Origin of the sequence: Pleomorphomonas sp. PLEO (assembly GCF_041320595.1) — a bacterium.
In the GTDB taxonomy this organism is placed as follows: Bacteria; Pseudomonadota; Alphaproteobacteria; order Rhizobiales; family Pleomorphomonadaceae; genus Pleomorphomonas.
Genome location: NZ_CP166625.1, coordinates 1,942,003 through 1,958,257 on the forward strand (window position 1 = coordinate 1,942,003; position 16,255 = coordinate 1,958,257).

General features: G+C 62.0%; 21 protein-coding genes. 15 read left to right on the forward strand and 6 right to left on the reverse strand.

Features of this window, described 5'->3' with window-relative positions; genetic code table 11:
• The first annotated feature begins 291 nt into the window (after positions 1-291).
• From AB6N07_RS08835 to AB6N07_RS08855, 5 genes are read left to right on the forward strand one after another with little or no spacing between them, the layout of a single operon-like run.
• Complete coding sequence (locus tag AB6N07_RS08835; RefSeq protein ID WP_370677434.1) at positions 292-654, forward strand: hypothetical protein; 363 nt, start codon at positions 292-294, stop codon at positions 652-654.
• On the forward strand, positions 647-1,336 hold the full coding sequence (locus AB6N07_RS08840) for a hypothetical protein (protein ID WP_370677435.1): 690 nt from the start codon (positions 647-649) through the stop codon (positions 1,334-1,336). Before AB6N07_RS08835 ends, AB6N07_RS08840 begins: the two co-directional genes overlap by 8 nt.
• Before the next feature lie 7 nt (positions 1,337-1,343).
• Positions 1,344-2,393: a major capsid protein gene (locus AB6N07_RS08845; protein WP_370677436.1), complete on the forward strand. Its 1,050-nt coding sequence runs from the start codon at positions 1,344-1,346 to the stop codon at positions 2,391-2,393.
• A gap of 57 nt (positions 2,394-2,450) precedes the next feature.
• Positions 2,451-2,873 carry a Bbp16 family capsid cement protein gene (locus AB6N07_RS08850; RefSeq protein ID WP_370677437.1) on the forward strand — a complete coding sequence of 141 codons (423 nt, stop codon included), beginning with the start codon at positions 2,451-2,453 and terminating at the stop codon, positions 2,871-2,873.
• Positions 2,873-3,166, forward strand: a complete 294-nt coding sequence (locus AB6N07_RS08855; RefSeq protein WP_370677438.1) for a hypothetical protein — start codon at positions 2,873-2,875, stop codon at positions 3,164-3,166. Before AB6N07_RS08850 ends, AB6N07_RS08855 begins: the two co-directional genes overlap by 1 nt.
• Positions 3,167-3,339: 173 nt before the next feature.
• On the opposite strand, the gene AB6N07_RS08860 is transcribed toward AB6N07_RS08855, so the two are convergent.
• The gene (locus AB6N07_RS08860; RefSeq protein WP_370677439.1) at positions 3,340-4,281 is read right to left on the reverse strand and encodes an AraC family transcriptional regulator; all 942 of its coding nucleotides are present in this window, start codon (positions 4,279-4,281) and stop codon (positions 3,340-3,342) included.
• A gap of 100 nt (positions 4,282-4,381) precedes the next feature.
• Here AB6N07_RS08860 and AB6N07_RS08865 point away from each other — a divergent pair, with 100 nt between their 5' ends.
• The 4 genes from AB6N07_RS08865 (at position 4,382) to AB6N07_RS08880 (ending at position 6,900) form a co-directional block, all read left to right on the forward strand.
• Positions 4,382-4,546, forward strand: a complete 165-nt coding sequence (locus tag AB6N07_RS08865) for an SDR family NAD(P)-dependent oxidoreductase (protein ID WP_370677440.1) — start codon at positions 4,382-4,384, stop codon at positions 4,544-4,546.
• Positions 4,543-5,133, forward strand: coding sequence for an SDR family oxidoreductase (locus AB6N07_RS08870; protein WP_370678211.1), 591 nt, complete (start codon positions 4,543-4,545; stop codon positions 5,131-5,133). The genes AB6N07_RS08865 and AB6N07_RS08870 overlap by 4 nt, the downstream gene beginning before the upstream one ends.
• Positions 5,117-5,962 carry an SDR family NAD(P)-dependent oxidoreductase gene (locus AB6N07_RS08875; protein WP_370677441.1) on the forward strand — a complete coding sequence of 282 codons (846 nt, stop codon included), beginning with the start codon at positions 5,117-5,119 and terminating at the stop codon, positions 5,960-5,962. The genes AB6N07_RS08870 and AB6N07_RS08875 overlap by 17 nt, the downstream gene beginning before the upstream one ends.
• Positions 5,963-6,477: 515 nt before the next feature.
• On the forward strand, positions 6,478-6,900 hold the full coding sequence (locus AB6N07_RS08880) for a hypothetical protein (protein WP_370677442.1): 423 nt from the start codon (positions 6,478-6,480) through the stop codon (positions 6,898-6,900).
• 82 nt (positions 6,901-6,982) lie between these two features.
• Here the strand turns inward: AB6N07_RS08880 and AB6N07_RS08885 are convergent, their stop codons facing one another.
• Entirely contained in the window at positions 6,983-7,330 is a 348-nt protein-coding gene (locus tag AB6N07_RS08885; RefSeq protein WP_370677443.1) for a Dabb family protein, read from the reverse strand.
• 407 nt (positions 7,331-7,737) lie between these two features.
• Between AB6N07_RS08885 and AB6N07_RS08890 the strand changes: the two genes are divergently transcribed.
• The 4 genes from AB6N07_RS08890 to AB6N07_RS08905 all read left to right on the forward strand — a co-directional run bounded on the left by AB6N07_RS08890 (position 7,738) and on the right by AB6N07_RS08905 (position 11,431).
• Positions 7,738-8,283: a transglutaminase-like cysteine peptidase gene (locus AB6N07_RS08890; RefSeq protein WP_370677444.1), complete on the forward strand. Its 546-nt coding sequence runs from the start codon at positions 7,738-7,740 to the stop codon at positions 8,281-8,283.
• An 84-nt stretch (positions 8,284-8,367) separates the two neighbouring features.
• A complete protein-coding gene (locus AB6N07_RS08895; protein WP_370677445.1) occupies positions 8,368-9,177 on the forward strand; it encodes a hypothetical protein in 810 nt (269 codons plus the stop codon).
• Positions 9,178-9,419: 242 nt separating this feature from the next.
• A complete protein-coding gene (locus AB6N07_RS08900; protein WP_370677446.1) occupies positions 9,420-10,703 on the forward strand; it encodes an AAA family ATPase in 1,284 nt (427 codons plus the stop codon).
• The gene (locus AB6N07_RS08905) at positions 10,703-11,431 is read left to right on the forward strand and encodes a hypothetical protein (RefSeq protein ID WP_370677447.1); all 729 of its coding nucleotides are present in this window, start codon (positions 10,703-10,705) and stop codon (positions 11,429-11,431) included. Before AB6N07_RS08900 ends, AB6N07_RS08905 begins: the two co-directional genes overlap by 1 nt.
• A gap of 99 nt (positions 11,432-11,530) precedes the next feature.
• Here the strand turns inward: AB6N07_RS08905 and AB6N07_RS08910 are convergent, their stop codons facing one another.
• The 4 genes from AB6N07_RS08910 to AB6N07_RS08925 all read right to left on the reverse strand — a co-directional run bounded on the left by AB6N07_RS08910 (position 11,531) and on the right by AB6N07_RS08925 (position 13,669).
• Positions 11,531-11,809 (reverse strand): type II toxin-antitoxin system ParD family antitoxin, encoded by a 279-nt coding sequence (locus tag AB6N07_RS08910; RefSeq protein ID WP_370677448.1) that lies wholly within the window; start codon positions 11,807-11,809, stop codon positions 11,531-11,533.
• A gap of 178 nt (positions 11,810-11,987) precedes the next feature.
• Positions 11,988-12,311 (reverse strand): helix-turn-helix domain-containing protein, encoded by a 324-nt coding sequence (locus AB6N07_RS08915; RefSeq protein WP_370677449.1) that lies wholly within the window; start codon positions 12,309-12,311, stop codon positions 11,988-11,990.
• Entirely contained in the window at positions 12,295-12,660 is a 366-nt protein-coding gene (locus tag AB6N07_RS08920; RefSeq protein WP_370677450.1) for a type II toxin-antitoxin system RelE/ParE family toxin, read from the reverse strand. Before AB6N07_RS08920 ends, AB6N07_RS08915 begins: the two co-directional genes overlap by 17 nt.
• 40 nt (positions 12,661-12,700) lie before the next feature.
• Positions 12,701-13,669, reverse strand: a complete 969-nt coding sequence (locus AB6N07_RS08925) for a quinone oxidoreductase (RefSeq protein WP_370677451.1) — start codon at positions 13,667-13,669, stop codon at positions 12,701-12,703.
• A 95-nt stretch (positions 13,670-13,764) separates the two neighbouring features.
• Between AB6N07_RS08925 and AB6N07_RS08930 the strand changes: the two genes are divergently transcribed.
• The gene (locus AB6N07_RS08930; protein ID WP_370677452.1) at positions 13,765-14,610 is read left to right on the forward strand and encodes a LysR family transcriptional regulator; all 846 of its coding nucleotides are present in this window, start codon (positions 13,765-13,767) and stop codon (positions 14,608-14,610) included.
• Between the two features lie 630 nt (positions 14,611-15,240).
• Positions 15,241-16,200 carry an IS110 family transposase gene (locus AB6N07_RS08935; RefSeq protein WP_370676023.1) on the forward strand — a complete coding sequence of 320 codons (960 nt, stop codon included), beginning with the start codon at positions 15,241-15,243 and terminating at the stop codon, positions 16,198-16,200.
• Positions 16,201-16,255: the final 55 nt, after the last annotated feature.

Consider the following 16,255-nt stretch of genomic DNA (forward strand, 5'->3'; position numbering starts at 1 on the left):
CAAGGATGACAGCTTGATAGTTGCGGGCGCCTACCTATCCGACAGCTTGAGAGTAAGGGGCGCCCACCGATCCGACGGCTTGATGGTTGCGGGCTCCCATCTATCCGACAGCTTGATAGGAGAGGGCGCCCAGCTATCCGGTTGTTCTTAAATATCAATCTCTTGTCATCCTCTGCGCAGGCAGAGGACCTCAGGCAGAATGGGGCGCAAGGCGGATATCGAGCGTTTCCGAGCAAAGCGGACACCCGGCAGCGTGAACAACATGCTTGAAATCAATGAGATAGGTGGCTGATGCTGGACGAATTCGAAGCGCGCGAGGCGCGCGACGCCGAGGCGCGGGAGCGGGCCGCCCGCGAGGAGGCCGAGATCCGCGAGTCCCTCCGGCTGCTGATGGACACCGCCGAGGGCAAGCGGGTGGTGTTCTGGCTGCTCAGACGCACGGGGCTCTACGCCAGCGCGTTTGAGACCAACGAGGCGATGGAGCGCTACCGGCTCGGCCGCCAGTCGATCGGCCTGGAAATTCTCGGCAAGCTCGACCGGATCGACGCCCGGCTCTACCCGCGCCTGCTGCTCGAACGCGGCGAGGCGAGGGAACTCACCCGGGCCGCCCACGCGCCGCGCCAAACTGAGGATGGGGACGACCAATATGCTTGATCGATGGATGCACGGCGTCGTGGTGTTCGCGCCTGAAGGCGTCGAGGGTGGCGGCGAAGCCGCGCCTGAGAGTCTGATGTTTCCGACCGACGCCGCCCCTGTGGCGGAAGCTGGCTCATCGCCCGATGGCGGCGGCACGAATGCCAATCCGCCTGCAGCCAAGAGTGAGGCTCCGGACACGGGCGCTCTCGATCCCGCCGACGAAGTGCCCGAGGACGGCCGCTACGACTTCCACCTGCCCGAGGGCATGGCGCTCGACGACAAGCTGGCCGAGGCGATGGCGCCGGTTCTCAAGGATATTGGCCTGACGCGGGGCCAGGCCCAGGCTTTGGCCGGGGCGCTGGCCGCCCATCGCCAGGCGGAAGCGGCGACGGGTGGCCGCGAATGGGCCGATATCCAGACGGGATGGGTCAACTCGGCCAGGAAGGATTCCGAGATCGGCGGTGCCCGCTGGGATGCATCGGTGGCCACCGCGCAGGGGGCGCTGGCCCGCTTCGGCACGCCGGGCCTCAAGGCGTTTCTCACCGAAAGTGGCGGCGGAAACCACCCCGAGGTTATCCGCTTCATGGCGCGCGTCGGCAACGCGATCGCCGACGACCGGCCGGAGAGCGGCGGGAGCGGGGCGGGACAGACGCTTGAAGCCGCTCATCTGCTGTTTCCCAGCGATAAGCCCAAGGGGTAAATGACACATGGCCACCGTTGGCACCTACTACCCGAACCTGATCGACGCGCAGAAGCAGAGCGCCGAGGGTACGGTTCTCGAAATCCTGTCGCAGCAGAATCCGGTGCTGGACGACGCGATGGTGACCGTCTGCAACCAGCAGGCCATCCATCGCCACATGATCCGCACCGGCCTGCCGTCGGTCGCCTGGGGGCGCCTCTATAAGGGCGTGCCGCAGTCCAAAGCCACCGTGCAGCAGGTGGACGACACCACCGGCTTCCTGGAGGCGCGTTCTGAGATCGACGTGCGCCTGCTGGCTCTCGCCAAGGACGCCGCCAAGCAGCGCCTCGTCGACAGCGCGCCGTTCCTGGAAGCCATGAACCAGGAGATGGCGACCGGCATTTTCTACCACGACGTCGCCACCACGCCGGAGAAGTTCAAGGGCCTCGCCGCCCGCTACAACGCCTATTACGACGGCCCCAACGCCACCAAGCCGAACATCGCCGCCGGACAGGTGGTGGATGGCGGCGGCCGCGGCGCCGACAACACCTCCATCTGGTTCGTCACCTGGGGCGACCACGCCACGTCGCTGCTGACGCCCGAGGGCATTCCCACCGGCGTGCAGGTGGCCGACAAGGGCGAGGAAGTGACGCTGGATGCCGCCGGCAACAAGTTCTACGTCAAGTCGACGCTGTTCTCCTGGCACGTCGGCATGTTCGTCAAGGACTGGCGCTACAACGCCCGCATCGCCAACATCGACGTGTCCGACATGATGGCGGGTTCGGTGGATCTGTGGCGCCTGCTGCGCGAGGCCTACTATCGCCTGCAGTCGCGCCGGCTGAATGCCACCTCCAGCCGCATCGCCATCTACATGAACCGCGACGTGCTGGAAGTGCTGGACGCCCAGTCGTCCGACCGGTCGCTGGTGACCAACGCTGGCAGCTACAACTACTCGGCGCCGGGCCTCAAGCGCGACAGCATCGAGGGCAAGGAAGTGCTGACCTATCGCGGCATTCCCATTCGGGAAACCGACGCCCTTCTCAATACCGAGGCCTCTCTGGCTGCCTACGCCGGTTGATCCTGAAGTGCCCGCTCCGGCGGGCGCCTTTCTCCTCGCTTTTTCAAGGACACTCCCATGATCCTCGACACGCAGGCGCTGTTCTCGGACGCTCAGGCGATCACCGCGACGGCAGCCTCCACCAACACCCTCGACTTCGGCCCCATCTCGCCGGCCATCAAGAACTTCGATGCCGGCAAGGGCGACGAGGTGGCCCTCTTGGTGCAGGTGGTGGAAGACTTCAACAACCTGACCTCGCTGCAGATCGACCTGGAGCTCGACAGCACCACCACCTTCACGCCCGACAAGGTGATCCCGCTGGCCACCGCCACGCTGGCCCAGCTGAAGGCCGGCATGCAGATCGCCCGCGACGACCTGCCGCGCGGCATCACGCTGCAGTATGGCCGCCTGAAGTACACAGTATCAGGCACGGCGCCCACCACCGGCAAGATCACCGCCGGCATCGTCGCCGGCGTGCAGTCGAACGGGGTGAGCATCTGATGCGCGTCACCGCCGTCCGCAAGGGCTACTTCGGCGGCAAGATCCGCGACGCCGGGGAGGTCTTCGACCTTCCCGACGCGCTGATGACGGACGGGCTGAAGCCGTCGTGGGTGGAAGCGGAGGGAGAGGCTGGTGGTGCTTCGGCCGAGCCGGACGGCGAGCCCACACCCCGCAAGCGCGGCCGCAAACCGAAGGCGGCTTCGACTGAAGAGCCTGCTCCTCCCGGCAACGGCCTGACCGAAGCCCTGGGCGGGCCCCCACCGGATTGGATCCCGGGAAATATCAGCGACTGACAAAGGCGGGCCTCGGCCCGCCTAGGTTTTTGACTTAAGCAGTCTCACTAGAACCGCGCTTTCAAAGAGCGCCGTCGTTCCCCCTCTTCGAAGAGCTCGGCCCCTCGCGGCAGCAGCCAGCCCTCCCCGGTTGGTCCGTCAAATGGGATGGCCGCATCAGAGGCTCATGACAGTCAAATGCTCGACTGCCGCGTCGTCGGCTGCGTGCTCTGCGCAGTCAGCCGGTACTGGCGTGGGGAACAGCCGTGCATCCGCTTGAACGCTCGAGCGAACGATCGTTCGCAGTCATAGCCAATCGCAAGACCGATCTCGGCGGCGGATTCCTGGCTCGTCGCCAGTCGATCTTGCGCGAGCAGCATTCGCCACCGCGTCAGATAGTCGAGCGGCGCGATCCCCATCGCTGCCCTGAACTTCAGCGCGAAGCTGGTGCGCGACATGCCGCTGATGACGGCGAGCGACTGGAGTGTCCATCGGTGGTGAGGCTCCGCGTGCATCGCGCCGACGGCTGCGCGCAGCCGCGTATCGGCCAGGGCGGCGAGCCATCCGGTCCGTGGATGGCTGGCGTCTGCGATCGAGGCGCGAAGCGCCTGCACCAGCATCATCGTCACCAGCTGCTGGGCAAGAAGACTGGTGCCGGCGCGCGGGGTGCGCAGTTCCGATGCCAGGCGGTCCACGCACCAGGCCATCACCTCTCGGTCCTGTCCCTCACGAAAGCGGACGACTGGCGGCATCGCGCCGAAAAGCAGATGGGCTTGCCCGCTCGCCAGGGCGAAGAATCCACCCACCGCGAGGAAGTCGCCGCCGCCATTGATGGTCACGACACGCCCGTCGAAGGCTGGCGGAAGAACCGCCTCCAGACTCAATGGCTCGACTGCCATGCCGCCGGCTATGCGGAAGGGCAGGCCTTGGGTGGCGAGGAAGCATTCGCCCGCTCGGATCTCGACCGACGATTCCTCCTCGTCGAGCCATAAGGAACACATTCCTTCGACGACCGCGAAGAACTTGATCCCGTCATGGACAGGAAATTGGATCGCCCAGTCGCCGCCGGCGTCGAGGCCGGCCGCTCCATAACTGCGGATCTTGAGCAAACGAAGGAGATCGGATAGCGGGTCCACGACGCAACTTTGAACGATCTGCTACAAATACGGTACGTTGTGACATAGCACGGACCGCCTCAGCTGCCTACTCTGTCGTCATTCTAGTCAGGAGGGCGAGATGGGCCGGCTTGCAGGAAAGCATGCATTGATCACCGGGGGATCGAGCGGGATCGGGCTCGAAACGGCGCGCCAGTTCTTGTCCGAAGGCGCGAAAGTCGCGATCACCGGGCGGACCCAGGCGGGCCTGGACCACGCCAGGGGGAGCTCGGCGACGCCCTCCTGACCTTTCGGTCCGACGCGTCGGACCTCGACGGGCAGGCGACACTGGCAGGCGAGCTGTTCCGTGTCTGGCCGAACCTCGACATCCTCATGTGCAATGCCGCCGACACCACGCAGTTGCCGCTGGAGGAATGGACCCCTGACCGCTTCGACCAGCTCATTGCGACCAATCTGAAAGGCCCGATCTTCCTTATTCAGTCGCTGCTGCCGTTCTTCGCTCGACCGGCTTCGATCATTCTGATCGGCTCGGTGTCCGCCCTGATCGGGCATCGCCACTCCACCGTCTATGGTGCTGCCAAGGCCGGTCTGACGGCCCTGGCAGCCGGCTTGTCCTACGAGCTGAAGGGGCGTGGGATTCGCGTCAACGCGATCAGTCCGGGCCCGGTCGTCACCAACGCGCTCAGGGCCCTGGATCCGGCGACGCGCGAAGCCCTGTATCGGGAGTTCGCCAGCCAGGTTCCGATCGGACGGAATGGCCAAGCGGCGGAGATCGCCAAGGCGGCTGTCTATCTCGGTTCGGACGAGTCGGCCTTCACCGTCGCCCAGTTGCTCCGGATCGACGGGGGGCTCGGCCATGTCGCGGTCGATTGATAGGGGCGGCCCCCGCATAGGGGTGGTGACGGGCGCAACCGGAGGTCTGGGCCGCGAGATTGCGCGCGGGCTGGTCCGCGACGGCATGACCGTCATCCTCGGCGTGAGGGATGCACGCAAGGGCGAGATGGTGCAGGCAGAGCTTGGCCGGGAGCCGGGAGGCGGGCGTATCGATATCCTGCCGCTCGATCTAGCCAGCATGGCGTCGGCGCGGCAGTTCGCGGCCAGCGTCGCCGAGCGGCATTCGTCGGTCAACCTCTTGGTCAATAACGCTGGCGCCTGGTTCAACGAGCGTCGACTGTCGCCCGACGGGCACGAGATGACTCTGGCGACGAACATGCTCGGCCCTTACGTTCTGACCCGATCCCTGCTCCCGCTGCTGCGCGCGGGCGCACCATCGCGGATTATCAACATCGTCTCGGCTGCGACGGGTGGCTACGATGTCGACGACCTCGAATGGAAGCGGCGGCGCTACAACGGCTTCAAAGCCTACACGCAGTCCAAGCAGGCACTGCGCTTCATGACCTGGATGCTGGGTCGCGAGCTCGAGGGCGCGGGCGTGGTCGCCAACGCAGTCTCTCCCGGGTTCGTCGCCTCCGGCTTCCTCGACAATGCCACTGGCGTGATCGCGATGATGTTGCGGCTGCTGAGGCCGTTCGCAGTCTCGCCTCAGAAAGCAGCATCGACCCCGCTTTGGGTGGCCCTTGCACCGGAATGGGAGAGCCGGACCGGCAAGTATGTCGAAAACCACAGGGAGAAAGACCGAGGACGATCCGATCAGGCAGATCTTGACGCCCTTGGCCAATGGCTCCGCCAAACGGCCGAGTGAAACAGATCAACTGACCGGCCCCGCAGAGGGCACGTGCTGCTGATGCGCGTCACCACGGTCAGCAAGGGCTGCTTCGGCGGCAAGATCCGCGACGCCGGGGAGGCGTTTGATCTTCCCGACGCGCTGATGGGGGAGGGGCTGAAGCCGTCGTGGGTGGAGGCGGAGGGGGCGATCTGGGGCGCCTCCCGACATCCGATCCAATCGAGGGCGGTGGGCTCGGGCCACTCTTTCATATCCGGCTGCGGCGAGCTCGGCTGTCCTGTGGGGAGGGTATCCGGTAGGCACCTAAAATTGTCACGGTCTGCTTCATCAGCCTGAAAGGAATGAACGACATTCTTCCACAGGTTGTGGAGGGGCGCTCAATGCTCGGTCATTTGTTCTTTTTCTATGGAAGGATCGGGCGTCTCAGGTTTTTTCTGTTGAGCTGGGTCTTCGTGCCCCTGGCCCTGTTTCTGTCCTGGCTCGTACTGTTCTTGATCCCCGCGTTCGGCTCTGGCTTTTGGAAGTCCGAACCAGTGTTTTTCACAATCCTGATCCTGCCGTTTGCGGTGTTCTCCTGGGTCGAACTGAGCCTTCAGGCCGTGCGCGTTCGTGACATCGGCTGGAAGAGTGGCATTATCATTCCGATCCTGCTTGCGATCAACGTCGGTAACCTGATGCTCGCCTATGCCTTCGAGACCAGGATCTTCGACGTCGTTTCCTACGCGATCAATACGCTTGCCATGTTGATCTTCCAGTTCACGCCGAGCGACGGCGAGGACATGTTCTCTGCCTTCGTCATTCCGGGACTTCCGCTGCCGAACCTGCGTTGGGATGTCTTCCGGCGGAACCGTGTGGAAGCTCCGGCGCCCATCAACCGCAAGCCGCGCCAGCAGCCCTTTGAAGCGCACCGCTACCCGCGCGAAAAGGTGCCGTTCGGCCGCCGTGGCCTGACCTGACGGCTCGGACTCGTTTGGCTGGTTTCCGCTATTGGGCGTCCTCTAGCGGTAGATGAAAACCGCGTCGTCCTGCCCCGGCCACTCACCCCAACGCGCCGGCGCCACCGATCGTCTCCACATCGCCCACCACCCAGTCGGCGATCGCGCGCAGCTCGGCGCCGGCCTTGATGTGCTCGGGGTGTTCGGCAAACTGGCTGAGCGCCTGCCGGTCGCGGAAGACGGAGAATTGGACGAGGTGCCAATTCTTGCGCTGATCGAGGTTTTCGCTAACCTGCCAATAGGAAATGCCGGCGTTTGGACCGCCGCAGCGGGTGCCGAGCGATTGGTGGTGGTCCAGAAACCGGCGGCGCGTTTCCGCCGATATACCCTCGTGAAACGAGATGAAAACGACGTGGACGAGCAGCTTGGAGGTGGCGAGGTCGAGGCCCATCGGGAGCTCCTGGGTGGATGCTTCTCCTAACAGGAATTGGCCGCGCCGTCGCGACGCCGAAAGCGATCTCTTCCGCTGCCTTTACCTCCTTTGCGTGTCGCGCGGGTAGTATATCCGCCATGCTTGCATGCATTACGGACACACTCGACGATCTGATTTCGAAAAGAATGCCGGGTCGGTTGGTGGGGTAGGGTTGTTTAACGACCTATTAAGCAATCTAGCCCGCAAATCGACAGGCGCCGCAAAGAGGCACTCGCGGGATTTACATGCCCGGAGAAGACTCTGGACCATCTATGCGCCGGTGCTCGTAGTGCCCCGGATGCGTTGTCTTCCCGAGTGTTGGGAGGGCTGCGATGCGTCAAGTCTACTCACTGAGTCCACTTATCGACGTGTTTGCGAGGTGTTCCTTGACCTCTGTTCTCGCGCTGCTCGCCGGGCTTACCGCGGCTCAGACGATAGGGCCGGCTGGCTTCTATGATTTGTGCACCGCGCAACAGGCGGAGTGCCAGCCCGTCGTCCAGACCCAGAGCCTGACCTTTAACGACGTCAGCCGGATCAACCGGCAGGTCAACAAGGATATCCGCCCACAGCCTGAACCGGCTGGAACCGATGTCTGGACGATAGGACCTCGGGATGGCGACTGCGAGGACTACGCGATGACCAAGCGCCACGACCTCATCGCGGCGGGCCTTGGCAGCGACCGGGCGCGGGTTGCCGTCGGGGTCGCCAAGGGCGGGCAGCTCCATGCCATTCTCGTCGTCAGTTTCGGGCCGAACTTCTACATCCTCGACAACCTGACCGACGAACTGCTGCCGGCGGAAAAATCGGACGTCAGGATCGCCAGCATTCAGTCGCCGGAAAACCCGCGCGTGTGGCTGAAGGCGCCGGGAAGCGAAAATGCCGCCGAGCCGCCGGTTTTCATGGCGCAAGTGGACGTGTTGCCGCCACGGTGAAAACCACCCACGCCTAGTTTGTCTCCATCAATTTTCCGGGCGCGCTCGACGAGCGCCGTTCGGCCTTCCTTTGAGGAGACACACATGGTGCAGTCCATCGGCAAACTCTACATGGGCGCGCGCGGGTCGCTGCCGTTTGAGGATGCGTCGCAGGCGGGCGCGGTGATCGGGACGATCACGGCGAGCGGGCAGTCGGTCAGCGTTTCGGCCGCCGCCTGCAATGGCGCCGTCTTCGCCTGGTGGGGCACGTTCTCCGGCATCAGCCTTGCTTTCGAGGCCTGTTACGAGGTCTCTCTCACCACCTGGGTTGCCATCTCGGCGCTGCCGGCCGCCGGCGGATCGCCGGTGACGTCGGTTTCGAGCCTTGCCTCGGCCAATGCCTATGAGATCTACGCGCCGGGCGCGCTGGCCGTCCGCGCCCGCGCCACGGCGTTCACCTCGGGCACGATGAACATTCGCGCCATCCCCGTCGCCATGATGCAGGATATGGCGCCCGCCCTGTCCGGGGGCACGCTGAGCGCTATCGGAGCGGCCTCCAGTGGCTCCGGCGCGCTGGCGACCGTCGCCCGGCTGGCGTCGGCCGCCGCCTCGGTGAACGCCACCGTGGCCAAGGCGTCGGCCGGCCGGCTGTACAAGATCTACGGCTACAACGCGGCGACGACGGTTCGCTATCTCAAGCTCTACAACAAGGCCACGGCGCCGACGGTGGGCACCGACGCGCCGGTGGTCACCATTGCCCTGACGCCATCGCGCGAGTTCGACATCGATCTCGGCCTGATCGGCCACTATTTCTCCACCGGCATCGCCTACGCCCTGACCACCGGCGCCGCCGACGCGGATACCGGCGCGCTGACGGCGGCGGATGTGGTGGGGCTGGGATTGTGGGTGGCGTGAGGGGGGATTGGGGCGGACATTTGAAAGCCTCTCTTGAACCCGATCAAGGCCCAGAGCGCTGGCTTTGGTTACGCGCTCACCTCTGCATAGAATCAACGAAGTTTGGCAAATAAAGCGCGCATTGTGTACCGTTTGGCTACCTTCTGTTAAAAGTTCTGATTACAAAGTCTGTTAGCGTTTGAGGGGCGCGCTGACCGTTCGCCCCATTCAAGTAACCGACTGGGCTAACCGAAGGCCTCGGAATGTTAGAAGAGCTTAAAATCGTCCGGTTTAAAAGTATAAGAGAGATGAGTCTCAATTTCGGGGCTATTAATTTATTCATCGGGGGAAATGGCTCTGGTAAATCGAATATACTTGAAGCTATTGGGCTTGTATCGGCTTGTCTAGGTAGGGGGCTTTCCGGCCCAGACATCGGATCGAAGGGTCTGCGGATCACTCCTCCCGAGCTTATGAAGTCTTCATTTAAGAATGATGTTCTTCCGAAGACTCTGGAACTTACGGCTAAGTTTTCTGGGGAAATTACTTACAAGTCTGTTCTTCAAAGCAGAGTCAGTGATCCTTTGTTACGCTTTTTTTCGGAAGCTTCCTATATTTCAGACCAGCGAATTTTCGGAAGAAGCAATCGAGGTGCCAGTGCAACTGGCGTTTCGCATGCCGACAGGCTAGATAAAGGTCGGGGAATTTGGGACCAAATCAAAGCGACCTATGATATTCCTGCCGATATGGACAGTGCGTTTTCTCAGTTTTCTCGTTTTGTTATTTACTCGCCACAAACCGATTTTCTGCGTGGCCGTCAGAGTGGCCGTGTAGACATGCCGCCCATTGGTTTGCATGGAGAAGGACTTTCCGAGGCTGTTTCCAGTTTCCTCTCTGTTTGGAGGCGGTACAGCGCGAAGCCACTGAAAGACTCTTCTAGAGAAACTGTCGAGTGGCAAATACTTCAAAAATGCGTTCAACTCGTGTGGCTCCCAGGCTGGGCATCGCAATTTGGTGCACACCGGCCCCCACCTAATCTGACCTCTCGCGATGTGGCGGATGTCTCGAAAGACATTGTTTATTTTGTTGATCGATTCATGCATGCTGCGCGTAACAGGTTGTCAGTGTATGACAGTAGTGAGGGGACGTTATTCTTATTATTCGTAGCTATAATTCTTTCTCATCCAGATTCTCCAAAGATATTTGCTCTGGATAATGTGGATAATGCGCTTAATCCGAGACTTACGAGGAAGCTCGTCGAGGCTATAGTTGGTGTTGTGTCTATGGCGAATGCAGATGGCGCTTCTCTTGGTGCGAGGCAAGTATTTCTTACCAGTCACAATCCTACAGCGCTAGATGCTTTTGATCTATTTGATGAAAAGCATAGAGTTTTTGTTGTGCGTCGCAATGAGAAGGGGCATACGACAGCGGATAGATTGTGCCCGAGTAAGGGGGCGACGCGAGAGGACTGGCAAAGAATGATGAAAGGGCGGAACCTTTCGCAAATTTGGCTCGATGGGGACATTCCAGGTGCGCTAGGAGATCTTTAGTGAGAATCGGGGTTGTTTGCGAAGGCCCAACGGATTTCCACGCCATTGAGGGCTTCCTTGGTGAGGCGCTGATAGCGTCAGGTGTTGAAGTCGAGTTCGAGCCCATTCAACCGAACCTGGATCAAACCCTTCCCTCAGCGGGTTGGGGAAATGTATTCTCATGGTTGGATCGCAACCCACCTGAATATCGGATTCGGAATTATTTCGGCGGAGGTTTGTTTGGTGGAAACTTAGGTAGAACGAAATTAGACTGCCTTTTGATCCAGATGGATTCAGATATACTTGGCGAACTGTCATTCTGTACCTATGTTCATGAGAACTACAAATACCCAGTAAGTGCCCCCACATCGTCGGCGGATCGTGCCAACGAAATTCGGAAAATATTAAAGGTTTCGTCGCGTTTTGATGAGATGACGGAGGCTGATATCTCTCGACACGTACTTGCACCTGCGGTTGAATCCACAGAAACGTGGTGTGTTGCTGCATTCAAGACGCCAACAAGAGATTTTGAAGTAATTAGTCAAGAAGAGCTTGTGAACGAATTTATGTCGGCTCTTGAAATTTCCGAAAATAGGCCTCTGAAAGATAGTTACAATAATATTGATAAGAATCCTCTAAGGAGGAGTAAATTTTGCAAGGTACATAAGGTTGGGTGGGCTAGAGTCGTCGATGGGTGTCGCGAATTTCGGCTTTTATTTAACGACGTACTTAAGATTTCAAAAATTTGAATTTGGCGATTTATTTTATAAAAGCTCATGTATCTTTCATTTTCTCGTAGTCTTGGTCTTTGAATATAGAAAATGATCTTAAGGGTTCCTCTGGAGCCCCTAATTGCGGCAATGTGAAGGCTTCTTTGCTGACCTTTTGAGTTGGCGCGCTTCCTCGATGATCGCTTCCACATCCAGAGGCTCGGACGGGCCACTGCCGAGCCCTTCGTCGATATCGCGCCGGAGGGCATCGAGCTTGGCTTGCCTCAGGTTTTCCTGCTCCTCGAGGAGGCGCAGCCCATCGCGCAACACCTCGCTGGCCGACGCATAGCGACCGCTGGCGACCAGTTGCTTGACGAAGCCTTCGAAGCGGTCGCCGAGGGTATAGCTGGACGGCATGGGGCAATCTCCTTTGCCCTCATTTATATCATTTTATGATAGTCGGCCCAAGAGCAAATGGGAGTCGCCACCGGCATCGCCGACACGGATACCGGCGCGCCGACGGCGGCGGATGTGGTGGGGCTGGGGTTGTGGGTGGCGTGACCCGAGGCGGGGCAGGGTGTCCCGCCGCTCATGCTCACGCAAGCATTCGCAGCCCGTGCTTCTGGACGATGCCGAGCAGCTTCAGTGCCGGGCCGCTCGGCCGCTTGGCGCCGGTTTCCCACTTCTGCACCGTGGACTCGCTGGTGTTGAGATAGCGGGCGAAGACCGGTTGGCTGACGTGGTTGCGTTCCCTCAGCTCTTTGATCTCTTCCGGTGCGAGCGCGGCAGGGGCGGAAAGACACGTCTCGTCGAAGGTCTTCATCGTTTCCTTATCGATGGTCCCCGCCGCGTACATGCCTTGGACGGCGCTGTGGATGGCCTCGAAGGCGTCGCTCTTGAACTTACGCTTGCCTGTCATGGCAAATCTCCATCAACGCGCCGGCCTTCAGCTCGGCTTCCAAGTCCCCAGATGTCTTCCGGCGATAGAGCTCCGCGAGCCTGCGGAACGCCTCCAGTTCATCGTCTTCGATGTTCGCCCGATCCTGCTTGGCGAACAGGTAGGCGAACACCCAGAATTCGCCAGCCTTTGCGAGAACGATCGAACGATGACGGTTCTCGTTGAGCCGCTTCTTGAATACGCCGCCGCCGAGATCGTCAGCCTGACCGAGCGCGACTTGCTCGATGGCCTTGCACAACTCCCGATCGGAGATCCCTGCCTTACGGGCGGCCTTGGCGAACCAAGCCGTTTTGAACGTACGCTCTCGCATGTCTTCAGGTAGCACTTAGTGCTATGCCTTTCAAGGTGCGTCAGGGTCGCAGCAGCGTACTCCCCGCCGTCTTGCCGCTTTCCAGGTCGGCGTGGGCGGTGGCGGCGTCTTTCAGGGGGTAGGTCTGGCCGATGGTGGCGGTGATGCCGCTGGCGATCGCCTGGAGCACCGCTTGGCCGGCCGAGCGATAGGTGTCGGGTTCGGCCGCGTAGGCCATGACGCTGGGGCGCGCCAGGGCGATGGAGCGGATGGGGCCGAGGGCGGTGACGTCGACGGGCGGAATGGGGCCGGCCGCCTGGCCGATGCTGGCCACGGTGCCGAATTTGCGCAGGGATGCGAAGGTCTTTTCCAGCGTGGTGCCGCCGATGCCGTCGATGGCGAAATCGACGCCTCGCCCGTCCGTCAGGCCGGCGATGACGGCCGGAAAGTCGGCATCGCGGCCGGTGATGACGTGGTCGGCGCCGGCCTCCCGCGCCAGCTCCGCTTTGGCATCGCTGCCCACCGTGGCGAACACCTCGGCGCCAAGGAGCTTGGCCCATTGCGTCAGGATCACCCCGAGACCGCCGGCCGCCGCGTGGACGAGAAGGCGGGTTCCCGGTGCCACCGGGAAGACGCGGGTCAGCAGCATGTGGGCGGTCAGCGCCTTGAAGAAGGTGCTCGCCGCGACGTCGTCGGATAGGTCGGCCGGCAGCAGGTGCAGCCGCTCCGCCTTGATCAGCCGCGTCTCCGTGTAGCCGCCGACCGGCGGGCCGCCATAAACAACGCGGTCACCGGGGGAGAAGGCTCTGACGCCGTCGCCGACCGCCTCGATGATGCCCGCCGCCTCGACGCCTGGAATGCCCTGAGGCAGGGGATAGAGCCCGGAGCGGTGATAGACGTCGAGGAAATTGACGCCGATGGCGGTCTGGCGCAGCAGCACTTCGCCGGGGCCGGGCGGTTGCGGGGTGAAGGTTTCGGCGATCAGGCACTCAGGCCCGCCCGGCTGGCGGACGATCATACGCAGGCTCATGGTTCAAACTCCCTTGAGGTTCGGCGGGCAGGTTGGCATGGCTTGGCTTGATCATTAATTCCCTATATTCGATCATTGGATGGGAAAAAATTGACATGATCGACTGGGAGAACCTGCGCTTTCTGTCCGTCCTGGCCCGCGAGGGCAGCTTCTCGGCAGCGGCGCGCCGGCTTGGCGTCGAGCATGCGACGGTCAGCCGACGGCTCGCGGCGCTAGAGGCGGACTGCGGTTTGCGCCTGCTCGATCGGCGGGGCAAAAAGGTGACGCTCACCGCCGACGGCGAGCGCATGGCCGAGGTGGCGCTGCGCATGGAAGAGCAGGCCCTGGGCGCGGCGCGTCTGGCCTCGGCCTCGCACACCGGCCTTTCCGGCAAGGTCACCATCAGCGCGCCACCGGCGTTGACGGCGGCGCGGCTGATCGGCCCGCTGACGCGGCTGCGCCAGCGCCACCCTGACCTGACGATCCACGTCGTCGGCGAAACGCGGCAAGCCTCGCTGGATCGCCGCGAGGCCGATGTCGCGGTGCGGCTTTCGCGGCCCGACAAGGGCGATCTGACCATCAGCCGCATCGGCGACGTCGCCTTTCATTTCTACGCGACGGAGAGCTACCTCGCAGCGGCCGCGCCAGCGGATTGGCAGTTCATCGCCTATGACGGTGGCTTGATGGACGACGCGCCGCAATCGCGCCGCCTGAAGGAGTTCGCGGCCGGCCGCCCTATCGGCTTCTTCGCCAGCTCGGCGGAGCTTCAGATGGCGGTCGCCGCCGCCGGCGGCGGCATCGTCATCCTCCCCGACTTCATGGCCGAGACGGAGCCCCGGCTGGTGGCGATCGACGAGGGGCGCGACCCGCTGCGGCGCGAGGTGTGGCTCGCCGTTCACACCGATCTTCACGCCGTGCCGGCCGTGCAGGCGGTGGTACAGGCGCTGAAAGCGGCGATGTGAGTGGGGGAGGCGTCGTCGAGCCAGGGCCGAAAGGCGCCTGATATTCCCCGCTCGCTTCCTCCTGCCTGAGATCCTCTTTCTCACGCAGAGGAGGACAGCTTTATATAGAGGGAACAGAGGGATGGCGCGTCGCCCTTTGCTTTGCTCCCGCTGCCATCACGCTGTCCTCCTCTGCGAAGGCAGAGGATCTCAGGCGGAAAGAGGCGATGACGCCGATATAGGGTGCCATTGGCGGCCATGCGGACTTGGTGGGGTTTGATCGCGCGAGGCGCCAGGGCCGAAAGGGGCTCCGAGAGCACTATCAGGCGTCCATGTCCATGGAGCGCTATATCGGCCGATCGTCTCTTCCTGCCTGAGGTCCTCTGCCTGCGCAGAGGATTGTTCGTCTGCGTTGTCTTAAGATGAAGGCGGCCTCTCCGGCCGGTTGGTTTGACGACCCCGGAGAGGCCGGTGGCAGGCGACCGTGCGGAGGATCGGGTTTTCACCCGTTGTCATCAAGGCTCCCTGCCATCTTCCATCATTCGCTTGGAGAGTTGATGGGGTCTCTGGGGGCTGACCCTTGCCGATCAGACCCACGCCCGAGAACAATCCGAAGCTCATGGTGGCCTAACTTGGGAAGGATAGCACATCATGACCTTTTTGCAGAAGGCTCCCGAGATCGTTCTGGGCTTCGATGTCTCCCAGGACACGCTGACGGTCTTCCAAGCCCTTTCCTCGTCTGCCTGTCCGAAGCCTTGCGTCATCGACAATACCGCCGCCGCCATCCGCCGCTTTCTGAAGAGTCTTGAGCGGATAGACCTTGCGGTCTGCGAGCCGACCGGTGGCCATGAGCATGTCCTTGTGGCCGAACTGATGGCCGCAGGCATTGCCTGCCACCGGGTGGATGCCTTGAAGGTAAAGGCTTTTATCCGCTCCTTCGGCACCCTGGCCAAGACGGACGCTCTCGATGCCGAAGCGCTGGCCCGCTACGGGCAGGATCGCTGGGATCGGCTTTCCCTCTTCCTGCCGAAAGAGGCCGACCAGAAGATCTTGACCGATCTGGTTGCCCGGCGCGAGGACCTGGTTGCCCTCAAGGTGGCCGAGCAGAACCGGGCAAGAGCGCCGGCCAGCAAGGTGATCAAGGCGTCCTGTGACGCCATCCTGCGGGCCATCGTCCGCCAGATCAAAGCCATTGAGGCGGAGACGAAGGCGCTGATCGACAGAACCCCGCAGCTCAAGGCTGCCTTCCGGGAAATGCAGAGCTTGCCCGGTGTCGGGTCGCTGACCGCGATCGCTCTTCTCGCCCACATGCCAGAGCTGGGCAGCCTGCAGCGAAGGCAGGCGGCCTCGCTGGCCGGCGTGGCCCCACACGCCAATGACAGCGGTCTGTTCAAGGGACACAGGACGATGCGCGGTGGACGCTCTGAGGTGCGTCGTCTCCTCTTCATGGCAGCCCTGGCCGCAAGCCACGCAAAGGGACCATTACGTGAGGTCTATCAACGCCTTGTTCAAAACGGAAAGAAGCCAATCGTCGCCATCGGAGCCCTCATGCGCAAGATCATCGTCATCCTCAATGCAAGACTGAGAGACCTCAATGCCCAACAGAGTTGATGACATGTAAATTATATATATAAAACAAATATTTAGCTAAAGGGCGCAGGTTGCC